This is a genomic window from Acidovorax sp. NO-1, assembly GCF_000238595.1.
Classification (GTDB): Bacteria; Pseudomonadota; Gammaproteobacteria; order Burkholderiales; family Burkholderiaceae_C; genus Acidovorax.
Window position 1 is genome coordinate 35,936 of sequence record NZ_AGTS01000074.1, and the last position, 23,720, is coordinate 59,655.

Below are 23,720 nucleotides of genomic sequence, written 5' to 3' on the forward strand. Positions count from 1 at the left end.
CCGGCTTGCGCCGGCGGTGGATTGTCCGTTTACACAAAATTCTGTACACCCTCAGCACACGGTCTACAAAGCCATACACGTTGTTCGAGAGGGCGAAAAGCTGCTGGTGCTTGGTTCGACCTGCTTCATAAAACGCTACGGCAGCGCCACCGCCATAGGCAAGGCTCAGGATTGGGGAGGCAACGGCAAATTGCTGACCTCTGACGAGCGCGCGCTGCTTGTAGAAAACACCGAGGCCCTGCTGGCTCGATTCGCTGCGGAAGAAGCCCGGCTCAGGGAGGAGGCTGCGCTCAAATTGAAGCGTCTTCAGGAGCTAGCGGCACGTCCAACCTCGCCGCCTGCAGCACTGGCTACATTGATGCCACCCAGATGCACTGCGGAGCAGCAGGGGATGGCCCCTCGTAAGTCGATGCCCTGGGACTGGATGAGACCCAACTCGTCTGTTGCGGCTTTCAAGCTGCACGACGGCAGTGGCTGGGTTCGCGTCCAACACAAAGACGGCAGGCAGTTCGTTGTTCCATGGCCAAGTTTCGAGGGCTGGGAAGAGGCATTGCCACCAGTCGTCGGCCGGCCAAACTCAGAAATGAGTGGTTATGAGGTGGTCGGTCAGATAGCGGGGGCCGTCTCGTATCTGCGAGCCCATGCCTTTGGTGAGAAAGTCACCGGACTGTGGAACGACGTGGTGTCACTGCTGGGGGCGAAAGCGTCATGACCTTTGGCCATAGCGAGCTTATTTCCAAGCCGCAGTTTGAACGTTACATCGGCATCGATTACTCTGGTGCAGAAACCCCGACCAGCGGCCTCAAGGGGTTGCGTGTCTACATCGCCACAGGTGAGGGCGAGGCGACGGAAGTGATACCCCCGCCTAGCCCCAAGCGGTACTGGACACGCCAGACGGTCGCCCACTGGTTGCTGGAAACCTTGAGCCAGCCGACCTCCACAATCGTGGGTATCGACCATGGGTTTTCATTCCCGTTACGGTACTTTGAGTACCACCAGATACTGCCGAACTGGGACGTGTTTCTTCGCGATTTCCATCGCCACTGGCCAACGGATGAGCCCCATATATATGTGGACTTTGTTCGCAACGGTTTGGCAGGCAATGGTGGAGCGCGCACTGGCGACCCCAAATGGCGTCGCATCACGGAGCAGCGCTGCCGGGGCAAGTCCGTATTTCATTTCGACTGTCAGGGCTCGGTCGCAAAGTCTACGCATTCAGGCATCCCTTGGCTGCTGTTTCTGCGGGAGCGGTTAGGCAAGGATGTCCACTTCTGGCCTTTCGATGGATTCTCTCCGCCAGAGCTGAGGTCTACCTTCGTGGAAGCCTACCCCGCGCTCTACAAGCACCGGTTTCCCGCTGGCCAGGGGATGACAGGTGACCAGCACGACGCCTACGTTATTGCCCAGTGGCTTAGGCAAGCTGATGCATCTGGGGAACTGCAAATCGCCCTGCATCCAGATATGGACCCCAGCATGCAACTGCTAGCGAGAGTGGAGGGGTGGATTCTGGGGGTGGCGTGAGGGGAGTGTCCCGAAACGGCACCGACATAGTTCGCCCTGAATAATCCCGTTTTCAGCCGCAAGCTGGTCGGTGATCATCGGGATCGGCGAGCAGATTGCCTGCATCGATAGGCACAAAGCGCACGCATAAAAGCCGCAGCGCGGCCAGGATCAGGCGCAGGTTGTGCCCGGCGCCGCATGTCACCGCGTGCAGTGCATCGCCCAGCGCCCCCTTAAGCGAACTCTGGGCTGTTTACGACTTTAGATAAACACGCGCTGCTGTGAGTAAGGCGTAAAGCCGCATGGATGCTGGGCCTCTGTTTACGACTTTAATTAACCGGAATACGAAACCTGTCCGTTGACATGGATTTGGGGCGCGAGCATTCCAGTATCGCTATGATTGCGACCAGTTCTCAATTGCACGCTCCCAATTTCATGCGCCGACTGCTCGCAGTCATCCTGTTGCTCTCCTTCTTCTGCCAGGCCTTCGCAGCGGCCCGTCAGACGGTCGTACTCGACCACGCAGGCGCGTTTGAGGCGGTTCATGCGGAGATGCATATGGACGGTGTCTCTCACCACCATGACCAACACGGAGTAATGCACCTGGACGACTCTCTGGAGTCCCTCCAGCACATGTTTGCGGACGCAGGGCCAGGGACCGCAGCACTTTTACACTTCCCCCAGCTGTCGCTTCCTCTCGACCGCTCGCCCGCACCGGCCGTGACCGCCGAATCCGTCAGCCCGCCCCCTCATCTGGACGGTTTAAGACGACCTCCCCGACTGATTTCCTGATCCACCCTTAGCGCCGCGCTTTCCACGCGAAAGCGGGGTTGTTCATCGGTGCGGTACTGCTTTGATCAGGCGCTGCTGCGTCAACGATCCTGGTTTACCGCCTTTGATCGGTCAGGAATCACGTGCGTTTTGTTATTTCCGGGCTTGCGGTGCGTTGTGCCGCAGGCTGTGCTTTGAGCTGCGTCCTCGTTGGCGCTGCGGTTGCGCAGTCCCATGCCGCCCCATCGCTTTATGCCACGGCATCGCCCATGGCTCCAACACTGGCACAAGCTGTCGAGGCTGCGTGGCAGCGCGCCACACAGGCGAGAGAAGCCGAAGGTCAGACACAGCGGGCTGCTGCGGATCGGGTGGCGATCTCCAGCCTGTGGGCGGCCCCCCCCGCAGTGGAGTTTTCCTACCGGGACGACCGCTGGCAAACGTCGGCTGGACGTCGGGAAGCCGAGGCCGGCCTGGCGTGGCCGCTGTGGTTGCCTGGGCAGCGCAATGCACGCGGCGCTGCTGTGGATGCCGACGTAGAGCTGTCCCATGCTGCCGTTCAAGCGGGGCGCCTGCATTTTGCTGGGCTGGTACGTGAAGCCGCCTGGGGCATTGCCGCGCAAAAGGCCGAGTCCGACCTGGCGGACGCCCAGTGGAGGTCCTTGCAGGAGATCTCCGATGACGTGCGTCGCCGCGTCAAAGCGGGTGATCTGGCCCAGGCGGATGCGCTTGCCGCTCAATCCGAAGCGCTGGCTGCGCAATCTGCACAGTTGGCTGCACGCCAGCGCTTGAGCGCCAGCCAGTCGCAATGGATGACCCTGACGGGCATAGCCCTGGCGCCTGATCTCACGTCTGCCCCGGTTGTTGATGGGGCCGGAGTTTCACCAGGCGGGGCGCACTTCACCGTTGAAACCCACCCCGATGCGCGTGTCGCTGCGCTGACGGTTGAGCGCGCTCGCAAGCGGCTGGACGTGGTGGCCGCCACGCGGCGCGACCCTCCAGAGCTCTTGCTGCGCATCCGACAAGACACCCCCGGGCGGGGTGAGTCGGCTCAAAACAGCATCGGCGTCGGCGTGCGCATTCCCCTGGGCACAGCGAGCCGCAACCAACCTCTGCAAGCTGCCGCACTGAGTGAGCTGGATGTAGCGCTGACCGCGAAACAGCGAACCGAGGAGCGGCTGGCTGCTGACGCCGCGATGGCGCAGTCTGCGGTGCACACGGCAGAGCAGCAACTGGAAGCGGAGCGCCAGCGCTCGGCACTCCTGCGGGAGCGTGCCACGCTCATTGATCGGTCTTTCAAAGCTGGAGAAACACCGCTGCCGGAGTTGTTGCGCGCGCTCGCTGCAGCTACCCAGGCCGACACCAGCTTCGCACGCCAGCAAGTGGCCCTGGGCCTGGCCCGCGCCCGCTTCCAGCAATCTCTCGGAATCCTTCCATGAATCTCTTGAATCTATTCCCCTCTCGTTACCGCCTCTCATTGCTGGGAGCAGGCTTGGCCTTGCTGGTGCTTGCCGGAACACCCAGCTATGCCGCGCCAGGAGCGCACGGTCCTAATGGCGAGCACTTGGATGCCCCCGCTCAAGCTGGTGCCAACAGCGGCCCCGTGCCTAGTTTTGAAGCGCGCTCGGAAGCCTTCGAGTTGGTGGGCCGACTGCAGGGCGGAGAGTTGTCCATCCTGATCAACCGTTTTGCCACCAATGAACCTGTGCTCAATGCCACAGTGGAAGTGGAGACTGGCGACCTCAAGGCGCCTGCCAAGTTCCATGCAGATATGGGCGACTACGCCATCGACGATGCCAACATGCTCAAGGCTCTGGCGGCACCCGGTGACCATCCCATGGTGGTCACCGTACTGGCGGGCAATGACTCCGACCTGCTGGACGGCACCCTCACGGTCGCGGGCGCCGTGCTCGACGACCATGGCCACTCCCACGACGACGGGCACGCCCATGGGCCCTCCCGAACGGTCTGGCTGGCTCTGGCCCTGGTCGTCCTGGCGGCGGTCGGTTGGTTCTTTGGCCGCACGCCCAAGGCTGCAGGTACCTCCTCCAGAGGAGGTGCGCTGTGAACCCATCGATGAAAAAAACCAAGGCAACCAGCATGTTTCATGTTTTCGGCTTGAGTGTCATCACGTGCATCGCGGCGATGTTCCCACCTGTTGCCGTCGCAGCGCCAGGTGCCCATGGGCCGAACGGTGAGCATCTAGATGCCCCCACGGCGGTCAGCGCATCCGGTTTGATGCGGTTGCCAGACGGCAGTGTCAACGTTCCGATGCTCGCCCAACGGCGCCTGGGCATCCTCACGCAGCTGACCCTGGAAACCCAGGCTGCAGCCACCATCGAATTGTCAGCGCGGGTGGTGATGGACCCTAATGCGAGCGGCCGCGTTCAGGCAATCCATGGGGGCCGGATCGAAGCGGGCCCTCGCGGCCTACCGATCGCCGGCCAGACCGTGCGCCAGGGGGAGGTACTGGCCTATGTGGCCCACCATGCAGAGCCCTATGCGCTGGCAAATCAACAGGCCCAACTGGCGGAGTTGCGCAGCGGCCGGGAGCTGGCTGCACAGCGGGTGCAGCGGCTGCAGTCCCTCGAAGGCACGGTGCCGCGCAAGGAGATCGAGGCCGCACGTGCTGAGCTACAGAGCCTCACCGCGCGCGAGAAAAGCATTGGAGCGAGCCTGGCTGCCCGAGAGGCCTTGCTGGCTCCCGTCTCCGGCGTGATTGCCAGAGCCGACGCAACCAAAGGCCAGGTGGTTGAGGCCCGCGAAGTGTTGTTCGAGGTGATTGACCCTGCACGAGTGTTGGTGGAGGCCACTACGGCAGATCCTGGCTTGCCCGCACGCACGGGTACAGCCCACTTGCAGGGGGTGCTTGGCGTCAAGCTGCAGCTGATCGGCGCTGCGCGCAGCCTGCGTGATGGCGTCCTCCCGATGACTTTCAGGGCCGTCCCGGAGCAATCGGGCACAGCCTTGCCGCTGGCGGTCGGACAGCCCGTCACCGTCGTGGCCTCGCTGAACGAGCAGGTGAAGGGCTTCGTCCTGCCTGCGCAGGCCGTTGTGCGCAACAGTGCCAACGAACCGGTGGTCTGGATCAAGTCCGGTGCAGAGCGCTACATTCCCCAGCCGGTGCAGTACCGGTCCCTGGACGCCGCCACGGTGGTCGTCACGCAGGGCCTGGGCGCTGACAACCGCGTCGTGGTGCAAGGTGCACCGCTCATCGCACAGATCCGCTGAACGGAGCCCACGCAATGTTCAATTGGATCGTAAGGAACAGCCTTCACAACCGCCTGTTCGTCCTGGCGGTCGCGGCGCTGCTGATGGTCTACGGGGCCATCACCGCATGGCGCACGCCAGTCGATGTGTTTCCCGACCTCAACAAACCCCTGGTCACCGTCTTGACGGAAGCAGGAGGTATGGCGCCCGAAGAAGTCGAGCAGCTGGTGACCTTCCCTCTGGAGACCGCGCTCAACGGCATGCCGGGGGTCACGCGGGTTCGCTCTACATCTGGGGTTGGCCTGTCCATCCTCTATGCCGAGTTCGATTGGGGGACCGACATCTACCGCAACCGCCAGCTCGTGGCGGAGCGTCTGGCGCTGGTGCGGGAGCAACTCCCCGGAGGCATCACGCCCGTCATGGGGCCAGTGTCTTCCATCATGGGCGAAGTCATGCTCATTGCTCTGCCCTTGACGGCAGGCGATGGCAAATCCCCTGCAGCGACACCCATGCAGGCCCGTGAGTACGCGGACTTCGTGCTGCGCCCCAGACTGCTGTCGATTCCAGGGGTGTCTCAGGTCATCCCCATCGGCGGCGAAGTGCGCCAGTTGCGGGTGGAGCCGGACACGGCACGCATGGCACAGTTCGGGGTGACATTGACGCAGATCGAGCAGGCCCTTCGAGGCTTTGCGGGGAATGCGGGAGGTGGCTTCATCGACCTCAACAGCCGTGAATTCCTTATCCGCCACATCGGTCGCACCAATCGTGTCGAGGACCTGCAGGGCGTGGCGGTGGCGTGGAAGGATGGCCGGGCCATCTTGCTGGAACAGGTGGCCAATGTCCGGTTCGCTGCAGCCATGAAGCGTGGCGACGCCGGATACAGCGGCGCGCCTGCCGTCATCGTCAGTGTGCAAAAGCAGCCAGCGGCCGATACCGTGCAGCTCACCCATGCCATCGAGGCAGCATTGGGGGGCCTCCAACAAGGGCTGCCAGTGGGGTTGGCTGCGCCCAAGGTGTTGTTTCGCCAGGCGGACTTTATCGAGGCGTCCATCGGCAACGTGACCGAAGCCTTGCGTGATGGCGCCATCATGGTGGCCATCGTGTTGTTCGCCTTCCTGTTGTCCGTGCGAACCACGCTGATCTCGCTCGTGGCAATTCCCTTGTCGCTGGCCGTAACGGCCATGGTGTTCCGGCTACTGGACCAGTCCATCAACGTCATGACTCTGGGTGGCCTGGCCATTGCCATTGGCGAACTGGTGGACGACGCGGTGGTGGATGTGGAGAACATCCTGCGCAGGCTGAAGCAAAACCGTGCCCAGGGCAATCCACTGTCCACGCTGGAGGTCGTGCGCCGGGCGAGCGTGGAAGTCCGCTCGGGCATCGTCTACGCCACCGCCATCGTGGTGCTGGTGTTTGTGCCGCTCTTTGCGCTGCCGGGCATTGAAGGACGCCTGTTCACGCCCCTGGGCATCGCCTACATTGTGTCGGTGCTGGCATCGATGCTGGTCTCGATGACGGTGACGCCGGTGTTGTGTCTTTACCTGTTGCCGGGGATGAAACGGCTGGACCACGGTGACAGTACGCTGGTCGCCTGGCTCAAGCGGCGGGATGCGCAAGTGCTCAGCTGGTCGTTTTCTCGCGCGAAGGTGCTGATGGCTGTCTCCGCACTGGCGGTGGCGGCAGCGGCGGCCAGTGTCCCGTTTTTCCCGCGCGCTTTTCTTCCTGCGTTCAATGAGGGCTCGCTGGTACTGGGCATGGTATTCAACCCAGGCACCGCCTTGGCTGAGGCCAATCGCATGGGAGCGTTGGCCGAGACGCTGATCGCAGAGGTCCCCGAGGTCACCCAGGTGGGGCGCCGTACTGGGCGCGCCGAGCTGGATGAACATGCCGAAGGTGTGCACTCGGCCGAGATCGATGTGGACCTGAAGCGGTCCGCCCGCGACCGCGAGGCCGTGATGGCGGATATCCGGGCCCGTTTGGTCGTCCTTCCGGCCCAGGTGGCCATTGGCCAGCCTATTTCCCACCGCCTGGATCACCTCTTGTCAGGGGTACGGGCGCAGATTGCGCTCAAGATCTTCGGCGATGACACGGACACCTTGCGGGGCCTGGCCGAGCAGATGCGCCAAGGACTTTCGGGCGTTTCAGGGCTCGTGGATCTGACCGTGGAAAAGCAGGTGCTCATCCCCCAGATCACGGTACGGCTCGACCACCGCAAGGCGGCGCAGGTCGGGCTGTCTCCGGGCGAAGCGGTGCGGGTGCTGCAGGCCCTAACGGACGGTGCCCATGGTGCCCAGATCGTGGATGGAATTCGCCGCTATGAACTGGTGCTGCGCCTGCCCGATGACAAACGCAGCCCGCAGGATCTGGCACGCACGCTGATCGACACGCCTGCGGGGCGGATACCGGTCTCATCGATTGCGTCGGTGGAGGAGACCGACGGCCCCAACCAGATTGGCCGGGAAAACGGCCGTCGGCGTATCGTCGTTTATGCCAACACGGATGGATCAGACATGGGCCGCGTCATCAGCGATATTCGCGCGGTGATGGCCAGGACACCTCTGCCCCCTGGGACCTTTCTGAGCCTGGAAGGCCAGTTTCAGGCCCAGGAGCAAGCCATGCAACTGATCGTCGGCCTGTCACTGGTGTCTTTGGCGATGATCTTTCTTGTTCTGTACGGGCGCTACAAGTCGGCTGTGCTGGCCGGGATCATCATGGCCAACATCCCGCTCGCGCTGATCGGCAGCGTGGCAGCGATGTGGCTGGCGGGGGTAAGCCTCTCGGTGGCCTCCATGGTGGGCTTCATCACCCTGGCCGGCATTGCCACGCGCAACGGGATTTTGAAAGTCAGCCACTACATCAACCTGTGTAAGTTCGAGGGCGAGGTCTTTGGCCAACCCATGATCGTGCGCGGCTCGCTGGAACGGTTGACACCGGTCTTGATGACGGCGCTGGTAGCGGCCTTTGCCCTGACCCCGCTGTTGCTGGCGGCAGATGCGCCTGGCAAGGAGATCCTGCACCCGGTGGCGGTCGTGATTTTTGGTGGACTCGTCAGTTCGACTTTACTGGATACCTTGCTCACGCCCGTGATGTTCTGGATGTTTGGAGAGCGGGCGATGCGGCGCCTGATCGAGGTCGATGCCCAGACGCACAACGAGGGCGCTACGCCGCAGGAGGTTTACTGACCACACCCCGATCAACCTGGTTTCAACTGTTCCCGAGGCATTTGGGCGCCGCCTTTTAAAGCGCGCCGTTTTCAAACGATATCTCATCCAAAGGAAACCCAATGACCATCAAAACCAAACTCTCCCAATTGACTCCTGGCGCCTTGATGCTGGCCCTGTCTGCACTCGTCGTTCCAACGGCAATGGCCCATGGTGCAGCGGCCCCTGTGCATGGCGGTATCGTACAAACCGCCGCTGATTTGTCATTTGAGCTGGTTGCCACTGCCGAAGGTGTCCAGATCTACATTCAGGACCATGGAAAAGACGCGGATGCCTCGCGATTTGAAGGCAAGCTGACGGTGCTCAACGGCGCAGAAAAATCCGAGGCGCCCTTGAAACCGGCGGGTGCTAACAGACTGGAGGCTAAAGGTGTGTCCCTGTCCAAAGGGGCGAAGGCAATTGCGGTGCTGACCACCAATAGTAAGAAAAGCATCACGGTACGATTCGCTGTCAGGTAAGGCAGCATGACGCGCGAATCCCTGCCCATTCCTGCGCTGCGAGGTGGCTTGGATGCTTGCTGGCCTGCTGGTCGCAGCCTTGGCGTCAACACCCGAGGTCCAGCAGCGTGGGTGCGGGGCTGGCGGCTTCACGACGGCCGCGCTGCTGCACGCAGGGGTCGCTGTTGTGGGTGCCTTGCCCCTGACGACCGCTGCCTAAGTGGCCAGGGTGCAGATATCCACCACGGACTGCAGGGTGGCACGCAGTATCTCGGTCTGCTTGCGGCTCACGCGAGACATGTGCGCACCTTCGTCGTCGCGTGTGTCTTGCGGGCGATAGTGGGCGGGCGGCCTCAGTAGGTCTCCAGATGCAGGCGTCCTTCGCGCTGGAGTGTGGCGCCCACCGTGTTCCAGTCCAGGCCGGACTCGCTGGCAATGTCGCGCAGTGCCATCACCACGCCTTCTTCCATGCTTTTCAGGCCACACACGTAGAAGTGGCTGTTGCCATCGCGCAGCAGCGCGGCCAGGTCGGCGGCGCGCTCGCGCATCAGGTCCTGCACGTAGCGCCGGGGTTGCCCGGCAGTGCGTGAGAACGCCAGGTTGATGTCGATGAAATCCTTGGGCAGGTTTTGCAGCGGGCCAAAATACGGCAGCTCCTGCTGGGTGCGCGCGCCAAAAAACAGCATCAGCTTGCCACCCTCGAACTTGCCGCTGCTGCGCAGGCGCCTGCGCCACTCGGTCATTGCGCGCATGGGGGCGCTGCCGGTGCCGGTGCAGATCATCACGATGTGCGAGCGCGGGTGGTTGGGCATCAGGAACGCGCTGCCAAAGGGCCCCACCACCTGCACCGTGTCGCCCACCTTCAGGTCGCAGAGGTAGTTGGAGGCGGCGCCGCGCACGGAGTTGCCGTCGTGGTCGGTGGTCACGCGTTTTACCGTGAGCGCCAGGTTGTTGTAGCCGGGCCGCTCGCCATTGCGCGGGCTGGCCACCGAGTACTGGCGTGCATGGTGCGCCTTGCCGGTGGCATCGGTGCCGGGCGGGATGACGCCGATGGACTGCCCTTCCAGCACCGGGAACGGCATGCTGCCGAAGTCGAGCACGATGTGGTGCGTCTCGCTCTCAAAGCCCGCCTCGGTGCAGTTGAAGTTGCCGACCACGGTGGCGGTGGTGGGGCTCCTGGCAGGAAACAGGTTGGTGTAGGGGTGTGCGGCCGACCAGGGAGGCACGGTGGCGCCGTACTGGGCCGATCGAAAAACCTGCGTGCCGGGCTCCGCGGAAGCTGCCGGGGCGGGTGGCTGCACGGCCGTTTCGGTGGTTGCCGCCACACCTTCCGCGGCCAGTTCGTCGGGCGAGAGCTCCGGTGGCAGTTTTTCCCAGGTCAGCTGTTCTTCGATGGTGTACGCGCGTGCCAGCGGCACGGTGCGCCAGTTGTCGATGGAGCCGGTAGGGCAGGGCGCAATGCAGGCCATGCAGGCGTTGCACACATCGGCCCGCACAACGTAGTTGTTGTCGTCGTGCGTGATGGCGCCCACAGGGCACGTGGCCTCGCAGGTGTTGCAGCGGATGCAGATCTCGGGGTCGATCAGGTGTTGCCGGATCGCAGGGTTTGCAACAGCCATGTCCATGGGGTTCTCCAGAGTGCCCCCCGGCGTGTGCGTGCGGGGAGCGGGGGCCTGTGATCAGCCAAAACGCACGTATTCGAAATCGACGGGCTGGCGGTTGATGCCCATCACGGGGGGGGCAATCCAGCCCGCGAATTTGCCGGGCTCCACCACGCGGCCCATCAGGGACGCGACAAACGCGAAATCCTCGGGGGTGGGCAGCCATTCGGCCTTGCGGGCGGCCCATTCCACCTCGCTCACCACGCGCCCGTCGGGCGACATCTTGATGCCGGCCAGTGCGCCGATCTGGCGGTGGAAGGCCTTGTGTGGCACGGCCAGGCGCGTGGCAATGCCGGCTTTTTCCAGCACCTTGTTCCAGCGCCCTACGCCGGCCATTGAATCCTTGATGAAGTCGTCGCGCAGCACCTCGTTCAGGGCGTTGAGCATGGGCACTTCCTTCTCCAGCAGCTGCCCGTTCACCACCTCCAGCACCTTGTACGTCTGGCCCTTGAGGATGTGGTCGTCACCGCGTTTGCCTTCCTCGTACCGGCCTTTCAGGCCCGAGCTGTAGAACGTGGCAGCGTTGCTCGACTGGTCCGCGCCGAAGAGGTCGATGGTCACGCTGTAGTGGAAGTTCAGATACCGCTGGATGGTGGGGAGGTCGATGGCGCCTGCTGCGCGCACCTGGGCCGGGTCATCGGTCCTGAGCTCGTTCATCACCTGCGCGGTGCGCGACAGCACGCGCGACACGCCGGATTCGCCCACAAACATGTGGTGCGCTTCTTCGGTCAGCATGAACCTGGTGGTGCGCGCCAGCGGGTCGAACGCGCTCTCCGCCAGCGCCGAGAGCTGGAACTTGCCGTCGCGGTCGGTGAAGTAGGTGAACATGAAGAAGGCCAGCCAGTCGGGCGTCTTCTCGTTGAAGGCGCCCAGGATGCGCGGGTTGTCCACGTCGCCCGACTGGCGCTGCAGCAGCGCCTCGGCCTCTTCGCGGCCGTCGCGGCCGAAGTGCTTGTGCAGCAGGTAGACCATCGCCCACAGGTGGCGGCCTTCTTCCACGTTGATCTGGAACAGGTTGCGCAGGTCGTACATGCTGGGCGCAGTCAGCCCCAGGTGGCGCTGCTGCTCGACCGACGCGGGTTCGGTGTCGCCCTGCGTCACGATGATGCGGCGCAGGTTGGCGCGGTGCTCGCCGGGCACGTCCTGCCACGCCTTTTCGCCCTTGTGGTCGCCAAAGTGGATCTGGCGGCTGGCGTCGCCCGGGTTCAGGAAGATGCCCCAGCGGTAGTCGCGCATCTTCACGTGGCCGAACTGCGCCCAGCCTTGCGGGTCCACGCTGACCGCCGTGCGCAGGTACACCTCGTGGTTGGTGGAGCCCTCGGGGCCTACGTCGTCCCACCATTGGATGAAGTTGGGCTGCCAGCCTTCGAGAGCGCGCTGCAGCGTGCGGTCCTCGCCCAGGTTGACGTTGTTGGGGATTTTCTCGCTGTAGTTGATGGTGCTCATGGCCATTCCTTCTGGTGGAAGTTCTTATCCGTTCGGCCTGAGCTTGTCGAGGGCTCTGCGCAGGACTTCGACAGGCTCCGCCTGAACGGTGGGGGTGGGTTCGGAGGTGGGTGGGGCGGTGGGCTGAGGGGTCAGACGCGGTTCGTGTCGAAACCGGCTTTTTCACCGGTGCCGTAAACCTTCAGCGCGCCCTTGTCGCCCACGGCGTTGGGGCGGTTGAAGATCCAGTTCTGCCAGGCTGTCAGGCGACCGAAGATGCGCGTGGCCATGTTCTCGCGGCTGGCAAAGCGCAGGTTGGCTTCCAGCCCGGTGAGCGCGTCGGGCGACATCGCGGCCCGTTCCTCAATGGCGATGCGGATCTCGTCGTCCCAGTCGATGTCGTCCGGGGCCGCCGTCACCAGCCCCAGCGCCAGCGCGGCGTCGGCATCCAGCGGGGTGCCGGCGGCGGCGCGTGCGGCCTCCAGTGGGGCGGCTTCCTCATAGAAGCGGCGCTGCAGGCGGCTCTGGTCGTTGACCATCGGCAGCAGTCCGAGGTTGAACGCGTTGAGCGTGAGCCGGGGTGCGCGCTCTGCATCATCAGGCAGGGCCAGCATGTAGGTGCGGTCCGCAGCAAACGCCAGCTCGGCCAGCGATCCAGCAAACGCAGAGCCAGGCTCTACCAGGCAAAACAGGGTGCGGGAGGACACGTCGAGCCGTGCGAACGTGCGGCGCAGCGCGCCGACGGTCTCGCGCACCAGCCAGTGGTCCTGGTGCGCGATCAGCGTGGCATCGCTGGCCAGCACGGCCTGGGCGTCGCCTTCGGTCTTGAGCAGCCAAGTGCCAATGTCGGGTTCGTTGGTGCGCAGGTGCAGGATGGCATCGTCCAGCTGGCGCGCAAGGGCCAGTGGCCACCAGGCGGCGCCAGCGGATTCGATACCCGCCATGTCCGAGGGCTGCGGGTGGGCGGGCGCCTTCAGCGTGAGGGTGGCGGTGCGGCGGTTGCGGTCGATGTCCACGATCACGTGGTCGTAGTGCAGGCTGTTGTCGGACTCTGTGCGCTCCACCCGGGTCAGCGCGATCCCATGGGCGTTGGCGGGGCGTGGGCTGCCTTCCGCAAGGCGGGTGGCGGTCTCCTGCACAGCCGCGGCAAACTGCGCAGGCTTGGCAATGCGGTCCACCAGGCGCCAGTCCACCGCGCGCTGGCCGCGCACACCTTCCACGCTGGTGCAGAAGATGTCGGCCAGGTCGTGGCGTACATGGCGCTTGTCGGTCACGCGGGTCAGCCCGCCCGTGCCCGGCAGCACGCCCAGCAAGGGCACTTCGGGCAAGGACACGGCGGACGAGCGGTCGTCCACCAGCACGATCTCGTCGCAGGCCAGGGCGAGCTCATAGCCCCCGCCCGCGCAGGCACCGTTCACCGCGGCCACGAACTTCAGGCCCGAGTGCCTGGAAGAGTCCTCGATGCCGTTGCGCGTCTCGTTGGTGAACTTGCAGAAGTTCACTTTCCACGCGTGGCTGGAGACGCCCAGCATGAAGATGTTGGCCCCCGAGCAGAAGATGCGGTCCTTTGCACTGGTGACGATGACCGACCGCACCTGCGGGTGCTCGAACCGGATGCGGTTGAGTGCGTCGTGCAGCTCGATATCCACCCCCAGGTCGTAGCTGTTGAGCTTGAGCTTGTAGCCGGGGCGTATGCCGCCGTCCTCGGCAATGTCGAGCGAGAGGCGGGCTACCGGGCCATCGACGGTCAGGGCCCAGTGGCGGTATTGGGTGGGATCGGTGCGGTAGTCCACCCGCACGGCTGTGGGGGGTAGGGCGGCGTTCATGGGCATCTCCATCAGGAACCGAGCGGCAAAATAATGCAAGCCATGACTCGTTGATATGCATCATCATGCATGATTCGGGCCGAGTCAATGCGAGCCGACCCTCAGCGGGTGGAAATGCGATGGGTTGTAGGCGCGGGTCGCGCGGGGTCAGCGGGGTTGGGCCATCAGCGCGCGTACGCCGGTGAGCAGTTCGCGCAGGCTCTCCTCCAGGGCCTGCCCCGAGGTATCCACGGTAAGGTCGGCTTTGGAGTAGAAGGCCGCGCGGCCTTCCAGGATGCGGCGCAGGTCGTCCATGGCCTCCTTGCTGGCGGCCATGGGGCGCATGTCGCCTTGCGCCAGAACGCGGCCCATGTGTTCCTCGGGTGTCGCACGCAGCCACACGGTGGTGCAGTGCGCCAGCAGCTCGTTGAAGGTGGCAGGGTCGGAGACGATGCCTCCGGGCGTGGCGATCACCACCTCACTGTGGATCTGTACGGTTTCTTCCAGGGCACGGCGCTCGTAGCGGCGGTAGGCCGTGGTGCCATAAAGATCGTGGATCTCCCGCACGCTGCAGCCAGCCAGGGTTTCGATCTCGCGGCTGAGTTCAACGAAGGGCACATCAAGGTCGCGCGCCAGCAGAGGGCCCAGCGTGGATTTGCCCGCACCCCGCAGGCCAATGAGCGCAATGCGCCGGTGGCGTGCCGTGTCGCTGCCACCGCCGCTCAGCAATTGGTGCAGCGCCAGCCGCACACGGCGCAGCTCGGGCTCGCTGCGGTGTTCGAGCAGCTCCCGGATCAGCAGCCATTCGGGCGACCGGGTGGTGAAGTCGCCCAGCAGCTCGGCCAGAGAGCAGTGCAAGGCACCGGCCACCTGCTGCAGCACCAGGATGGACGCGTTGCCGGTGCCGTATTCGAGGTTGGCCAGGTGCCGCTCGGAAACGTCGGCCGCTACCGCGACCGCCTTTCGCGTCAACCCGCGCTGGGCCCGCAGGGTACGCACCCGCTCGCCCAGCGCCACGAGCAGGGGGTTCTTGGCCTCTTCGGCTGCGTCTTGCAGGGCGTCTGCAGGAGTGGAGAGAGCGATGTCTGTGTCTGTTGGTTCGTTCATGCCTGTCTTTCTGGCAGCGTTCTGGCTGCTGGCGCATCGGGGCCATGGCGAGCCAGACCATTCATGGTGGCATGTCTTATGCACTATAGTGCTTGACACCCGATCAAGCATTACCTATTGTTCATGCGCAAGCAAAATACTGCACCTCGTTGGGATCCGCAAGGATACACATCAATAACACGTGCCAGCGCCTTATCAGGCCGCCACCTCGGAGACATCCCATGCCCAGCCTGCCGGAGCGGTTCAATTTTGCCGAACATCTCTTTGAACTGAACCGGACGCATGCCGGGCGGACCGCCTACATCGACGATCGCGGCCGCCTGAGCTACGGCGACCTGGAGGAGCGCGCCCGGCGGTTGGCTGGCGTGCTGGCCGGTGCGGGAGTGCGGCGCGAAGAGCGTGTGCTGCTGCTCATGCATGACACCAGCGACTGGCCGGTGTGCTTTCTGGGCTGCCTGTACGCAGGGTTGGTGCCGGTAGCGGTCAACACACTGCTGACCGCAGACGACTATGCCTACATGCTGGCGCACAGCCGGGCGCAGGCAGCCTTGGTGTCGGGGGCCCTGCTGCCCCTACTGACCGAAGCCATGGCGCGCGGCCCGCATGAAGTGGGCACACTGCTGGTGTCGCTGCCCGTGGGCAGGCTGCATGCGGGCGCCCGCGATCTGGAGGCCGCACTGAACAGCGCGACCCCGCTGGCGGCGCCTGCCCCCACGGGCGCGGACGACCCCGGCTTTTGGCTCTACTCGTCGGGTTCGACGGGCAAGCCCAAGGGCACGGTGCACACCCACGCCAACCTGTGGTGGACGGCCGAGCTGTATGGCAAGCCGGTGCTCGGCGTGACCGGCAAGGATGTCTGCTTTTCGGCGGCCAAACTGTACTTTGCCTACGGCCTGGGCAACGCGCTCACCTTCCCGCTGTCCGTGGGGGCCACGGTGGTGCTGATGGCCGAGCGGCCCACGCCCGATGCCACCTTCAAGCGCTGGGTGGAGCACCAGCCCACGGTGTTCTTTGGCGCCCCCACCGGTTTTGCGGGCATGCTGGCATCGCCCAGGCTGCCCGCGCGCGAGGCGGTGGCCTTGCGCATGTGCTCGTCAGCGGGGGAAGCCCTGCCTGCGGAGATCGCGCAGCGCTTCAAGGCGCACTTTGGCTGCGACATCATCGATGGCATCGGCTCCACGGAGATGCTGCACATCTTCCTGTCCAACCGCCCTGGCGACATCCGCTACGGCACCACGGGCAAGCCCGTACCCGGCTACGAGGTCGAATTGCGGGGCGAGGACGGCCAACCCGTGCCCGACGCAGAGGTGGGCGACCTCTACATCCGGGGGCCGAGCGCCGCACTGATGTACTGGAACAACCGCGAGAAAACGCGCGAGACGTTCCAGGGCGGGTGGACCAAAAGTGGCGACAAGTACGTGCGCGACGCACAGGGCTACTACACCTACGCGGGCCGCAGCGACGACATGCTCAAGGTCAGCGGCATGTATGTCTCGCCGTTTGAGGTGGAGGCCACACTGATGCAGCACAGCGCCGTGCTGGAGGCCGCCGTCATCGGCAAGAAGGATGCTGACGGCCTGACCCGGACCAAAGCGTTTGTCGTGCTCAAGGACGGCAGGACCGCCACACCCGACGAGCTCAAGGCCTTCGTGAAGGAAAAAATCGCACCCTACAAGTACCCGCGTTTCATCGAGTTCCTGCCAGAGCTCCCGAAGACGGCCACCGGAAAAATACAGCGTTTCCGCCTGCGCGAGCGGGAGGCCAGCGCGTGAGCGGGCGCAGTGAATTCGCCGCCATCGTCTGGCAGGGCCGGCCGGTGCACGTCGAGTACCAGTGGATCGCCCCGGAGCGCGACACCGCGCCGCTGGTGGTGTTCCTGCACGAGGGCTTGGGGTCGGTAGCGATGTGGAGAGATTTTCCGCAACGGCTTTGCGATGCCGGCGGCCTGCGGGGGCTGGTGCTCTCGCGGCCCGGGTACGGGCGATCCACCCCCCGGGCGCCCGACGAAACCTGGGGCGTGGACTTCATGCACAGGCAGGCGCGGGAGGTGCTGCCGGCATTCCTTGATGCGCTGGACATTGAAGAATCGCCCTGGCTCTTCGGCCACAGCGACGGCGCGTCCATCGCCCTGCTGTATGCATCCATGTTCCCCCACAAGGTGGGCGGCCTGGTGGTGCTGGCCCCTCACATCTTCGTGGAAGACATGACCATCCGGAGCATCGTGATAGCGCGGGACGCCTATGAGCACACCGATCTGCGCAAGAAGCTGAGCCGCTACCACGACGACCCGGATTCTGCCTTTGGCGGCTGGAGCCGGATCTGGCTCGATCCGGCATTCAGGACCTGGAGCATCGAGGCAGAGCTTGCCCACGTGCGTGCGCCTGTGCTGGCGGTGCAGGGGCTGGATGACGAGTACGGAACGCTCGCCCAGGTGCATGGCATTGCTGCAGTGGTCTCTGGAGCGCGTGTGCTGCAGCTGCCGCATTGCGGGCACTCTCCCCACCGGGATTGCGCGGACGTCGTCATTGCTCAGTCGGTTGCCTTCATGCATCGGCACGCTCACGGCGGGCAAAGCGGGCGTTGAACCCCACCCGTTGAGAAGGCAAAAAAAGAGCCGGACGCCCAGGGGCTCCGGCTCGGTCGGGCTGCGCGGCATGCCGTGGATCACGGTCTGCGCAGCTGCGCGGTACGGCGCTATCAGGCCGTGGCGTCTTTCAGCTTCTTCAGCGCGCGCGTCTTGATCTTCACCGAGGCGGGCTTGGCGGGGAACCAGCGCTCTTCACCGGTAAAGGGGTCCTTGCCAAAGCGCTTCTTCTTGGCCGCCACTTGCTGCAGGCCAATCTTCAGCACGCCCGGCAGCGTGAATTCGCCGGAACCCTTCTTGTGCACCGAACCCAGGATGGCGGCTTCCAGAGCAGCGAGCACGGCCTTGGCGGCTTTGGGTTCCACGCCCGATTGCTCGGCCAGGTGGGCCACCAGGGTGGTCTTGTTGAAGGCAGTCTTGATCGGCTTCAGAGCGGTTGCAGCCGCCACGGGCTTGGCTGCGGTGGCAGCGGCCTTTTTGGCTGGAGCGGCGACTTTCTTTGCGGCAGGTGCAGCCTTCTTGGCAGCGGGTGCGGCGGCCTTGACGACCTTGTTTGCGGGTGCAGGGGTTTTCTTTGCAGTTGCCATGATGTGTTTGATTCTTCGATGTTCAGAGTTGCTGGGTGCCCGCCCGGGTTTTCGGGAGGGCGCCCGATTTTAGGGGCGATGCCGCGAACAGCCTATAGCCCGAGTCCTACGCGCAGCTGACCCGCAGGCCCATGCATGCTCTGCCGCGTGGAAGGAGAAGGTGGGGCGTGGACAGAAAGGGCAGCCCGGCTCGCCGTACCGCAAGGCGGCTGCGAAGCATCACGCTGCCGTTGCAGCCATCACGCTCAACACGGCGAACACATGGCATGCAGTGCCTGCGGCCACACACCCATGCCACACCGCATGCGCGTAGGGGACCGCAGAGTCCAGTGCATAGAAAACCACGCCGACCGTATACGCGGCACCGCCAATCACCAGCCACGCGGTGCCCAGAGCTGGCATGGGCGCGATCAATGGCAGAGCTGCGATCAGCACCAGCCAGCCCATGGCGACGTACAGGCCTGTGGACCACAGTGCGGATGTGGTGCGCGCCAAGGCCTTTGTCACAAATCCGACAGCGGCTGCGGCCCACACGGCCACCAGGATCCACATGGTTCGTGCCGATGGCGGCTGGCTGAGTGCAAAGGGCGTGTAGCTGCCGGCAATGAAAAGGTAGATGGCCGACTGGTCCAGCTTCAGCAGCCGTTGCTTGGTCTTGCCCGGCGGCATCGCATGGTAGGCGGTGGATGCGCCATAGAGCAGCAGCATCGTCACGGTAAAGGCCAATGCACCGGCGTAGGCCCGTTCCCCCGCGTGCAGAGCGGATTCCAGCAACTTGGGTGTGGCCAGGCAGGCCGCCAATAGCGCGATGCCGTGGCTGCAGCTGTTGGCGATTTCTTCGCGCGTGTCGGGTGCGTGGTCGTGCATGTCCAGCCATCCCGGATGGGTGCGAAGGGGGTCAAGCTCAGTGGTGAGCAGTGTGCTGTTGCCGTCCACGCCGCAGCTGGTGGCGCGAGCGCTGCAGCGCCACCAGCTCCACCAGGCCCGCGGCTGCGGCGCACGCCAGCGTGCCCAGCGCGATGAGCCGGCGGACGAGCTCAATCCTGCGCGGCGGGCGGGGCATCGTCGCAGGTCCAGTCATGGGGGTGGGGCAGGTCAAAGCTCAACCAGCTCCGTTCATCGAACAGCTCATCCAGCAGCCGCTGCAACCCGAGCAATTTCCAGAGCATGGCGCGCCTCTTTCAAAGGGTGTGACTGCCCGCAAGGTAGCGCCGTTGTGTGACGGTTTCGCGTCGGTCGCGGAATCCACACACTTGCGCCAAGAGGCTGGCGGGACATGTGTTCGCGGACTATCCTCGCGAGGCGCTACGCCCTGGCCCCTCACTCGCCTTCACCCGACACCCCATCCATGCTTGCCGAGCTCCTGGCCCTGGAGAAAATCATCGAGCAGGGCGGCGCCCGTCTGGATGTGCAGGTGGTTCGTACCGTGTCGCTGGCATCGGGGCAGCGCTTTCCCGTGTACGCGATCGGGGTCGGAAACCCCGCGCCCGATGCGCCTGCCGTGGGCTTTTTTGGCGGAGTCCATGGCCTGGAGCGCATCGGGGCCGAGGTGGTCATCGCCTACCTGCAGAACGTGGTGATGCGGTTGCAGTGGGACACCACCCTGCACCAGCAGCTCGAACAGGTGCGGCTGGTGTTCATGCCCATCGTGAACCCGGGCGGAATGTGGGCCGCCACGCGCGCCAACCCGCGCGGGGTGGACCTGATGCGCAACGCGCCGGTAGACGCCGTGGACCCGGTGCCGCCGGGCATCGGCGGGCAGCGGCTGAGCGACAGGCTGCCCTGGTACCGCGGGCGCCAGGGCGAGCCGATGGAGGAGGAAAGCCAGGCGCTGTGTGAGGTGGTGCAAGAGCAGCTGCTGCCACGGCCGTTCAGCATTGCGCTGGACTGCCACTCCGGCTTTGGGGTGAAGGACCGCCTGTGGTTCCCGTATGCGCACACCCGCAAACCCATACCGCACCTGGCGGAGCTGCACGCGCTGCAAGAGATCTATCTGCAAGCCCATAGCCACCACCAGTATGTCTTTGAACCGCAGAGCGCGCAGTACCTTGCGCACGGCGACCTGTGGGACCACCTCTATCTGCAGGCCTGCCAGACGGCGCCGGCGCACACGTTCCTGCCACTCACCCTGGAGATGGGCTCATGGCTGTGGGTCAAGAAAAACCCGCGCCAGCTGTTCTCGCGCAACGGCATTTTCAATCCGCTCATCAACCACCGCCAGCAGCGGGTGCTTCGGCGCCATCTGTCACTGCTGGATTTTCTGGCCCGCGCAGCCTGCAGCCACGTACTTTGGGTGCCGCCCCCGGAGCAGCGGGCGCAGCGCCGTGCCGATGCCCTGGCGGCGTGGTACTGAAGAGGTGTTCACCATGCACCCACCATGGATCCTGCTCAGGGGCCTTACTCGCGAGGCGGCGCACTGGGGGGATTTTGTCAGCGCATTTGAAAACGCCCTGCTGGGCGCCCGCGTGGTGGCGCCCGACCTTCCGGGCAATGGTCTGCTGCACCGTGCGGTGTCGCCCGCAACAGTGCGGGGCATGGTCGAGGCTTGCCGGGCGCAGCTCGCTGCGCACGGTTTGCGGCCGCCGTTTCGGGTGCTGGCCATGTCGCTGGGCGCCATGGTGGCGACCGAGTGGGCGCGGGTGGCACCCGGGGAGCTGGCCGGGTGCGTATTGATCAACACCAGCCTGCGGCCCTTCAGCCCGTTCTACCAAAGGCTGCGGCCCGCCAGCTATCTGCCGGTGTTGCGCTGCGTGCTGCCGGGGGCCAGCCCCGAGGCCATCGAACAGACCGTGCTGCGGATGACCAGCAACTGCGCGGCGGCGCAGGCATCCGTGGTGCAGGACTGGGTGGCCGTGCGCGGGCAGCGCCCCGTGTCCGCGCCCAATGCCTTGCGCCAGCTGCTGGCCGCGGCGCGGTACAGGGCGCCTGTGGCGGCACCGCTGCCCGCGGTGTCGGGGGTATCGCGCATCTTGCTGCTGGCCAGCCAGAACGACAGGCTGGTGTCCAGCCAATGCTCGCAGGCCATAGCGCAGGCCTGGGGCGTGCCGCTTCGCCTGCACCCGTTTGCCGGCCATGATCTGCCACTGGATGACGCGCCGTGGGTCATCCGGCAGGTGCGTTCATGGGCAGAGGGCGTGGCAGCGTGAAGGGGCGCAACCAGGCTGCTCCGGCTCATTCACCCAGGCCTGCAAGCCCACCCTGTGTCACGAGTTCGCGGTACCACTCTTGGTAGCCAGCGCTGCTGGGGTGCAGCCCGTCAGCCGCGTTCAGGGCCTTGTGGTTCACCACAAACGGGTCTTCGCTGCGCGGCTTGAGCAGGCGCACATAACGCACCTCGCGCCTGGCGGCAATGTCGCTGACAAGGGCGTGCAGTTCCTCGGAGCGGTGCGACATCAGCCAAGAAACCGGTGGCACGAAAAACGGCGCATGCCCCACGTTGCCGCACGGCATCAGCACCACCTGCCGGCCCTTTTGCTGTGCAAGGCCCACCACCTGGTCGATCTGTGATCGCAGGGAGTCGAGCGCTGTCAGGCGGATCACGTCGTTGCCACCCGCCAGCACCAGCACCAGGTCGTAACCCGCAGGCGCCCGCTCCAGCTGGGTGGCCACATCGGCGTAGCGGGCGCCGTTGGCGGCCAGGTTGTCGATGTGCCACTGCGGGTGGTCCTGGCCGATGCGCCCGGGCAGGCTGTCCAGCGGGGCGTCGGCCCCCGTGCCTACGGCGGTGCTGTCGCCCACCACCAGAATCCGCCGCACGGGTTGCGCCGGCTGCGCCGTGTAGGGTTCGGCCTCGCGGGCCAGGTCGGCGGCCGTCCAGATGCGCCAGGGTGCGCAGGCGGTGAGCAGCAGGGCGCCGGTGGCAAGTGCTGCCACGGCGACCAGGCGTCGGGAGGGTGCGGGGCGGGTGCTGTGGGGGCGATTTTTCATGCTGGTGGGCTGCGCAAGATCTGAACCTCGTCCAGCCTACCTGCAGGGCACGGAACGTGGCGTCGGTGGCCTGCAAGGCACCGCGTAGGACGGGGGCACCGCCATGGCGGGCCCGTCGATAGCCGTGCTACTGCTTGAACACCACGGCTTCCAGGGCCATGGCCCGGATCGCGCTGGCGGCATCATCAGCAGCCGCCCGGGTGTCGTAAGGCCCCACCCGCACGCGGATGCGCCGGCCTTTGGCGCTGTTGAGCTCCTGGCGAAAGGCGGGCAGCCCCTCGTTGAGCAGCCTGGCCTGGGCCTTGCGGGCATTGGCCTCGTCGGCAAAAAGCCCGACATTGATGTAGTAGCCCGCCGCCGTGCCCACAGCCGCCAGCGGCGTGGCGGTGGGTGACTCGGCAGGAGTGGCCGAGGCCGCCGCAGACGCGGGTGCCCCGGCGGCCTTCGGGTTTGCGGCCGGGGCCACGCGGCGCGCCGGGCCTGCGGGGGACGATGCCTTGGGCGCGGGCTGGCGTGTGGCCGCAGCCACCGGCGCAGACGGCGCAGGGGTGGAATCCACAGACGCTGCAGCCGGGGAAGGCACTGCGGCAGGGGCGGCATCAGCCGGCTGGACCTGCGTATCGTGCAGCGCTGGTGGTGTGGGCAGTGTCGCTGAAGCGGGGTCCGGTGTGGCGGGCTCGGCCAGCGAAGGCACTTCGTTGGCGGGTGGAGGTGCCGAAGCCGCTGCCGCCGTGGCCTGCGCCACAGTGACATCGGGCTCCAGCGCCAGCGGCGGGGTGCCGGATGGGGCCCAGACCAGGTACGCCAGCGCGGCAGCGGTCAGCACCACCACGTTACCCAGCACCAGCGCCCGCAGCCGCTTGCGCGAGCTTGCCTGCTGCTCCAGCAGCACGCAGGCCTCGGGCAGGGTGCGCGCAGCAGCCAGTGCACGGGCAACGCGCTTTCGGATGTCGGCATACAGGATGGCATTGCCATACAGACCCGGCACTGCAAAGGCCAGCACTGCAAAAGCGCCGAGCACTCCGAGTTCCACGCCGGGCGGCCACTGCAGGTACGAGCGGCCAATGCCGAACATGACCAGGGCCAGGCCCTCGGCCGCAGCCACGTAGACCAGCGCTGCGCTCCAGAGCTGCCGAAACAGCATCCAGTTGATGGTGGCCAGGCATGCAGCCCAGTTCCAGGTGGTGGTGGTGCGCCCGGTGCTGTCAAAGCGCTCGAAGACAGCCAGGTAATAGTCGGTATTCACCGGCCCCAGTGCCAGCCGTGTCAGCGCCGTCATGGCGCTGTCGGACGGGGAATCCAGCGACGCGGCCGGAATGATGGAGGCGACAGGATCCGAGTAGGCGAGCATGACCGGATTCTGTCACGCGCAGGGGGCGGCGCCACATGGTTTGCGCGGGTGCAACGCGGTGGCGCCTGCGTGCGTTCTAACCCTTCACGCAGGCGCCATGACCTCAGCGCCTACCGGTTGGAAATTTGAATAAAAAC

General features: G+C 65.2%; 22 protein-coding genes and 1 pseudogene. 11 read left to right on the forward strand and 12 right to left on the reverse strand.

What is annotated here, in order from left to right:
* The first annotated feature begins 106 nt into the window (after positions 1–106).
* Positions 107–712, forward strand: a complete 606-nt coding sequence (locus KYG_RS08720; protein WP_008904508.1) for a hypothetical protein — start codon at positions 107–109, stop codon at positions 710–712.
* Entirely contained in the window at positions 709–1,521 is an 813-nt protein-coding gene (locus KYG_RS08725) for a hypothetical protein (RefSeq protein WP_008904509.1), read from the forward strand. Before KYG_RS08720 ends, KYG_RS08725 begins: the two co-directional genes overlap by 4 nt.
* Before the next feature lie 52 nt (positions 1,522–1,573).
* Here the strand turns inward: KYG_RS08725 and KYG_RS25100 are convergent.
* Positions 1,574–1,738, reverse strand: a pseudogene (locus tag KYG_RS25100) (IS5/IS1182 family transposase); the annotation flags it as partial.
* 95 nt (positions 1,739–1,833) lie between these two features.
* Positions 1,834–2,046, reverse strand: a complete 213-nt coding sequence (locus tag KYG_RS24655) for a hypothetical protein (RefSeq protein ID WP_160165341.1) — start codon at positions 2,044–2,046, stop codon at positions 1,834–1,836.
* 494 nt (positions 2,047–2,540) lie between these two features.
* Here KYG_RS24655 and KYG_RS08735 point away from each other — a divergent pair, with 494 nt between their 5' ends.
* The 5 genes from KYG_RS08735 to KYG_RS08755 all read left to right on the forward strand — a co-directional run bounded on the left by KYG_RS08735 (position 2,541) and on the right by KYG_RS08755 (position 9,157).
* Positions 2,541–3,707 (forward strand): TolC family protein, encoded by a 1,167-nt coding sequence (locus tag KYG_RS08735; RefSeq protein WP_237707233.1) that lies wholly within the window; start codon positions 2,541–2,543, stop codon positions 3,705–3,707.
* Positions 3,704–4,336, forward strand: a complete 633-nt coding sequence (locus tag KYG_RS08740) for a hypothetical protein (protein WP_050813825.1) — start codon at positions 3,704–3,706, stop codon at positions 4,334–4,336. Before KYG_RS08735 ends, KYG_RS08740 begins: the two co-directional genes overlap by 4 nt.
* A gap of 32 nt (positions 4,337–4,368) precedes the next feature.
* Positions 4,369–5,499 (forward strand): efflux RND transporter periplasmic adaptor subunit, encoded by a 1,131-nt coding sequence (locus KYG_RS08745; protein ID WP_050813826.1) that lies wholly within the window; start codon positions 4,369–4,371, stop codon positions 5,497–5,499.
* 14 nt (positions 5,500–5,513) lie between these two features.
* On the forward strand, positions 5,514–8,660 hold the full coding sequence (locus tag KYG_RS08750; RefSeq protein ID WP_008904514.1) for an efflux RND transporter permease subunit: 3,147 nt from the start codon (positions 5,514–5,516) through the stop codon (positions 8,658–8,660).
* 101 nt (positions 8,661–8,761) lie between these two features.
* Positions 8,762–9,157: a hypothetical protein gene (locus KYG_RS08755; RefSeq protein ID WP_008904515.1), complete on the forward strand. Its 396-nt coding sequence runs from the start codon at positions 8,762–8,764 to the stop codon at positions 9,155–9,157.
* Between the two features lie 332 nt (positions 9,158–9,489).
* Here the strand turns inward: KYG_RS08755 and boxA are convergent, their stop codons facing one another.
* The 4 genes from boxA to KYG_RS08775 all read right to left on the reverse strand — a co-directional run bounded on the left by boxA (position 9,490) and on the right by KYG_RS08775 (position 15,134).
* On the reverse strand, positions 9,490–10,761 hold the full coding sequence (gene boxA / locus KYG_RS08760; protein WP_008904517.1) for a benzoyl-CoA 2,3-epoxidase subunit BoxA: 1,272 nt from the start codon (positions 10,759–10,761) through the stop codon (positions 9,490–9,492).
* A 54-nt stretch (positions 10,762–10,815) separates the two neighbouring features.
* Positions 10,816–12,243 (reverse strand): benzoyl-CoA 2,3-epoxidase subunit BoxB, encoded by a 1,428-nt coding sequence (gene boxB, locus KYG_RS08765; RefSeq protein WP_008904518.1) that lies wholly within the window; start codon positions 12,241–12,243, stop codon positions 10,816–10,818.
* A gap of 131 nt (positions 12,244–12,374) precedes the next feature.
* Positions 12,375–14,048 carry a 2,3-epoxybenzoyl-CoA dihydrolase gene (boxC, locus tag KYG_RS08770; protein WP_008904519.1) on the reverse strand — a complete coding sequence of 558 codons (1,674 nt, stop codon included), beginning with the start codon at positions 14,046–14,048 and terminating at the stop codon, positions 12,375–12,377.
* A gap of 147 nt (positions 14,049–14,195) precedes the next feature.
* Positions 14,196–15,134, reverse strand: coding sequence for a helix-turn-helix transcriptional regulator (locus KYG_RS08775; protein ID WP_008904520.1), 939 nt, complete (start codon positions 15,132–15,134; stop codon positions 14,196–14,198).
* Between the two features lie 221 nt (positions 15,135–15,355).
* Between KYG_RS08775 and KYG_RS08780 the strand changes: the two genes are divergently transcribed.
* Together KYG_RS08780 and KYG_RS08785 are read left to right on the forward strand one after the other, a co-directional pair.
* The gene (locus KYG_RS08780) at positions 15,356–16,906 is read left to right on the forward strand and encodes a benzoate-CoA ligase family protein (RefSeq protein WP_008904521.1); all 1,551 of its coding nucleotides are present in this window, start codon (positions 15,356–15,358) and stop codon (positions 16,904–16,906) included.
* Positions 16,903–17,718, forward strand: coding sequence for an alpha/beta fold hydrolase (locus KYG_RS08785; RefSeq protein WP_008904522.1), 816 nt, complete (start codon positions 16,903–16,905; stop codon positions 17,716–17,718). The genes KYG_RS08780 and KYG_RS08785 overlap by 4 nt, the downstream gene beginning before the upstream one ends.
* A 113-nt stretch (positions 17,719–17,831) precedes the next feature.
* Here KYG_RS08785 and KYG_RS08790 read toward each other — a convergent pair whose 3' ends face one another.
* From KYG_RS08790 to KYG_RS25345, 4 genes are all read right to left on the reverse strand, one after another.
* On the reverse strand, positions 17,832–18,305 hold the full coding sequence (locus KYG_RS08790; protein WP_008904523.1) for an HU family DNA-binding protein: 474 nt from the start codon (positions 18,303–18,305) through the stop codon (positions 17,832–17,834).
* A gap of 219 nt (positions 18,306–18,524) precedes the next feature.
* Positions 18,525–19,172, reverse strand: coding sequence for a hemolysin III family protein (locus KYG_RS08795; RefSeq protein ID WP_008904524.1), 648 nt, complete (start codon positions 19,170–19,172; stop codon positions 18,525–18,527).
* A 37-nt stretch (positions 19,173–19,209) separates the two neighbouring features.
* Positions 19,210–19,386, reverse strand: a complete 177-nt coding sequence (locus KYG_RS25110) for a hypothetical protein (protein ID WP_237707234.1) — start codon at positions 19,384–19,386, stop codon at positions 19,210–19,212.
* Complete coding sequence (locus tag KYG_RS25345; RefSeq protein WP_008904526.1) at positions 19,343–19,474, reverse strand: hypothetical protein; 132 nt, start codon at positions 19,472–19,474, stop codon at positions 19,343–19,345. The genes KYG_RS25110 and KYG_RS25345 overlap by 44 nt, the downstream gene beginning before the upstream one ends.
* A 179-nt stretch (positions 19,475–19,653) precedes the next feature.
* Between KYG_RS25345 and KYG_RS08800 the strand changes: the two genes are divergently transcribed.
* Complete coding sequence (locus KYG_RS08800) at positions 19,654–20,658, forward strand: M14 family zinc carboxypeptidase (protein ID WP_008904527.1); 1,005 nt, start codon at positions 19,654–19,656, stop codon at positions 20,656–20,658.
* Between the two features lie 13 nt (positions 20,659–20,671).
* A complete protein-coding gene (locus tag KYG_RS08805; protein ID WP_034693852.1) occupies positions 20,672–21,451 on the forward strand; it encodes an alpha/beta fold hydrolase in 780 nt (259 codons plus the stop codon).
* Positions 21,452–21,476: 25 nt separating this feature from the next.
* Here the strand turns inward: KYG_RS08805 and KYG_RS08810 are convergent, their stop codons facing one another.
* Together KYG_RS08810 and KYG_RS25410 are read right to left on the reverse strand one after the other, a co-directional pair.
* A complete protein-coding gene (locus tag KYG_RS08810) occupies positions 21,477–22,232 on the reverse strand; it encodes an SGNH/GDSL hydrolase family protein (protein WP_008904529.1) in 756 nt (251 codons plus the stop codon).
* 127 nt (positions 22,233–22,359) lie between these two features.
* A complete protein-coding gene (locus KYG_RS25410) occupies positions 22,360–23,583 on the reverse strand; it encodes an SPOR domain-containing protein (RefSeq protein ID WP_008904530.1) in 1,224 nt (407 codons plus the stop codon).
* Positions 23,584–23,720 lie beyond the last annotated feature (137 nt).

What these genes read in the sequence shown, in the direction of transcription:
- boxB (WP_008904518.1), bottom strand. Translation starts at nt 12,243, where the DNA reads ATGAGCACCATCAACTACAGCGAGAAAATCCCCAACAACGTCAACCTG.
- KYG_RS08780 (WP_008904521.1), top strand. Translation starts at nt 15,356, where the DNA reads ATGCCCAGCCTGCCGGAGCGGTTCAATTTTGCCGAACATCTCTTTGAA.
- KYG_RS24655 (WP_160165341.1), bottom strand. Translation starts at nt 2,046, where the DNA reads ATGAACCGCCTCAAACGCGCCTGCGTGGTCGAGTACGACCGTCTGACG.
- boxC (WP_008904519.1), bottom strand. Translation starts at nt 14,048, where the DNA reads ATGAACGCCGCCCTACCCCCCACAGCCGTGCGGGTGGACTACCGCACC.
- KYG_RS08745 (WP_050813826.1), top strand. Translation starts at nt 4,369, where the DNA reads ATGTTTCATGTTTTCGGCTTGAGTGTCATCACGTGCATCGCGGCGATG.
- KYG_RS08800 (WP_008904527.1), top strand. Translation starts at nt 19,654, where the DNA reads ATGCTTGCCGAGCTCCTGGCCCTGGAGAAAATCATCGAGCAGGGCGGC.
- KYG_RS08740 (WP_050813825.1), top strand. Translation starts at nt 3,704, where the DNA reads ATGAATCTCTTGAATCTATTCCCCTCTCGTTACCGCCTCTCATTGCTG.
- KYG_RS25110 (WP_237707234.1), bottom strand. Translation starts at nt 19,386, where the DNA reads ATGACTGGACCTGCGACGATGCCCCGCCCGCCGCGCAGGATTGAGCTC.
- KYG_RS08750 (WP_008904514.1), top strand. Translation starts at nt 5,514, where the DNA reads ATGTTCAATTGGATCGTAAGGAACAGCCTTCACAACCGCCTGTTCGTC.
- KYG_RS08810 (WP_008904529.1), bottom strand. Translation starts at nt 22,232, where the DNA reads ATGAAAAATCGCCCCCACAGCACCCGCCCCGCACCCTCCCGACGCCTG.
- boxA (WP_008904517.1), bottom strand. Translation starts at nt 10,761, where the DNA reads ATGGACATGGCTGTTGCAAACCCTGCGATCCGGCAACACCTGATCGAC.
- KYG_RS08725 (WP_008904509.1), top strand. Translation starts at nt 709, where the DNA reads ATGACCTTTGGCCATAGCGAGCTTATTTCCAAGCCGCAGTTTGAACGT.
- KYG_RS08805 (WP_034693852.1), top strand. Translation starts at nt 20,672, where the DNA reads ATGCACCCACCATGGATCCTGCTCAGGGGCCTTACTCGCGAGGCGGCG.
- KYG_RS08790 (WP_008904523.1), bottom strand. Translation starts at nt 18,305, where the DNA reads ATGGCAACTGCAAAGAAAACCCCTGCACCCGCAAACAAGGTCGTCAAG.
- KYG_RS08735 (WP_237707233.1), top strand. Translation starts at nt 2,541, where the DNA reads ATGGCTCCAACACTGGCACAAGCTGTCGAGGCTGCGTGGCAGCGCGCC.
- KYG_RS08775 (WP_008904520.1), bottom strand. Translation starts at nt 15,134, where the DNA reads ATGAACGAACCAACAGACACAGACATCGCTCTCTCCACTCCTGCAGAC.
- KYG_RS08795 (WP_008904524.1), bottom strand. Translation starts at nt 19,172, where the DNA reads ATGCACGACCACGCACCCGACACGCGCGAAGAAATCGCCAACAGCTGC.
- KYG_RS08755 (WP_008904515.1), top strand. Translation starts at nt 8,762, where the DNA reads ATGACCATCAAAACCAAACTCTCCCAATTGACTCCTGGCGCCTTGATG.
- KYG_RS25345 (WP_008904526.1), bottom strand. Translation starts at nt 19,474, where the DNA reads ATGCTCTGGAAATTGCTCGGGTTGCAGCGGCTGCTGGATGAGCTGTTC.
- KYG_RS25410 (WP_008904530.1), bottom strand. Translation starts at nt 23,583, where the DNA reads ATGCTCGCCTACTCGGATCCTGTCGCCTCCATCATTCCGGCCGCGTCG.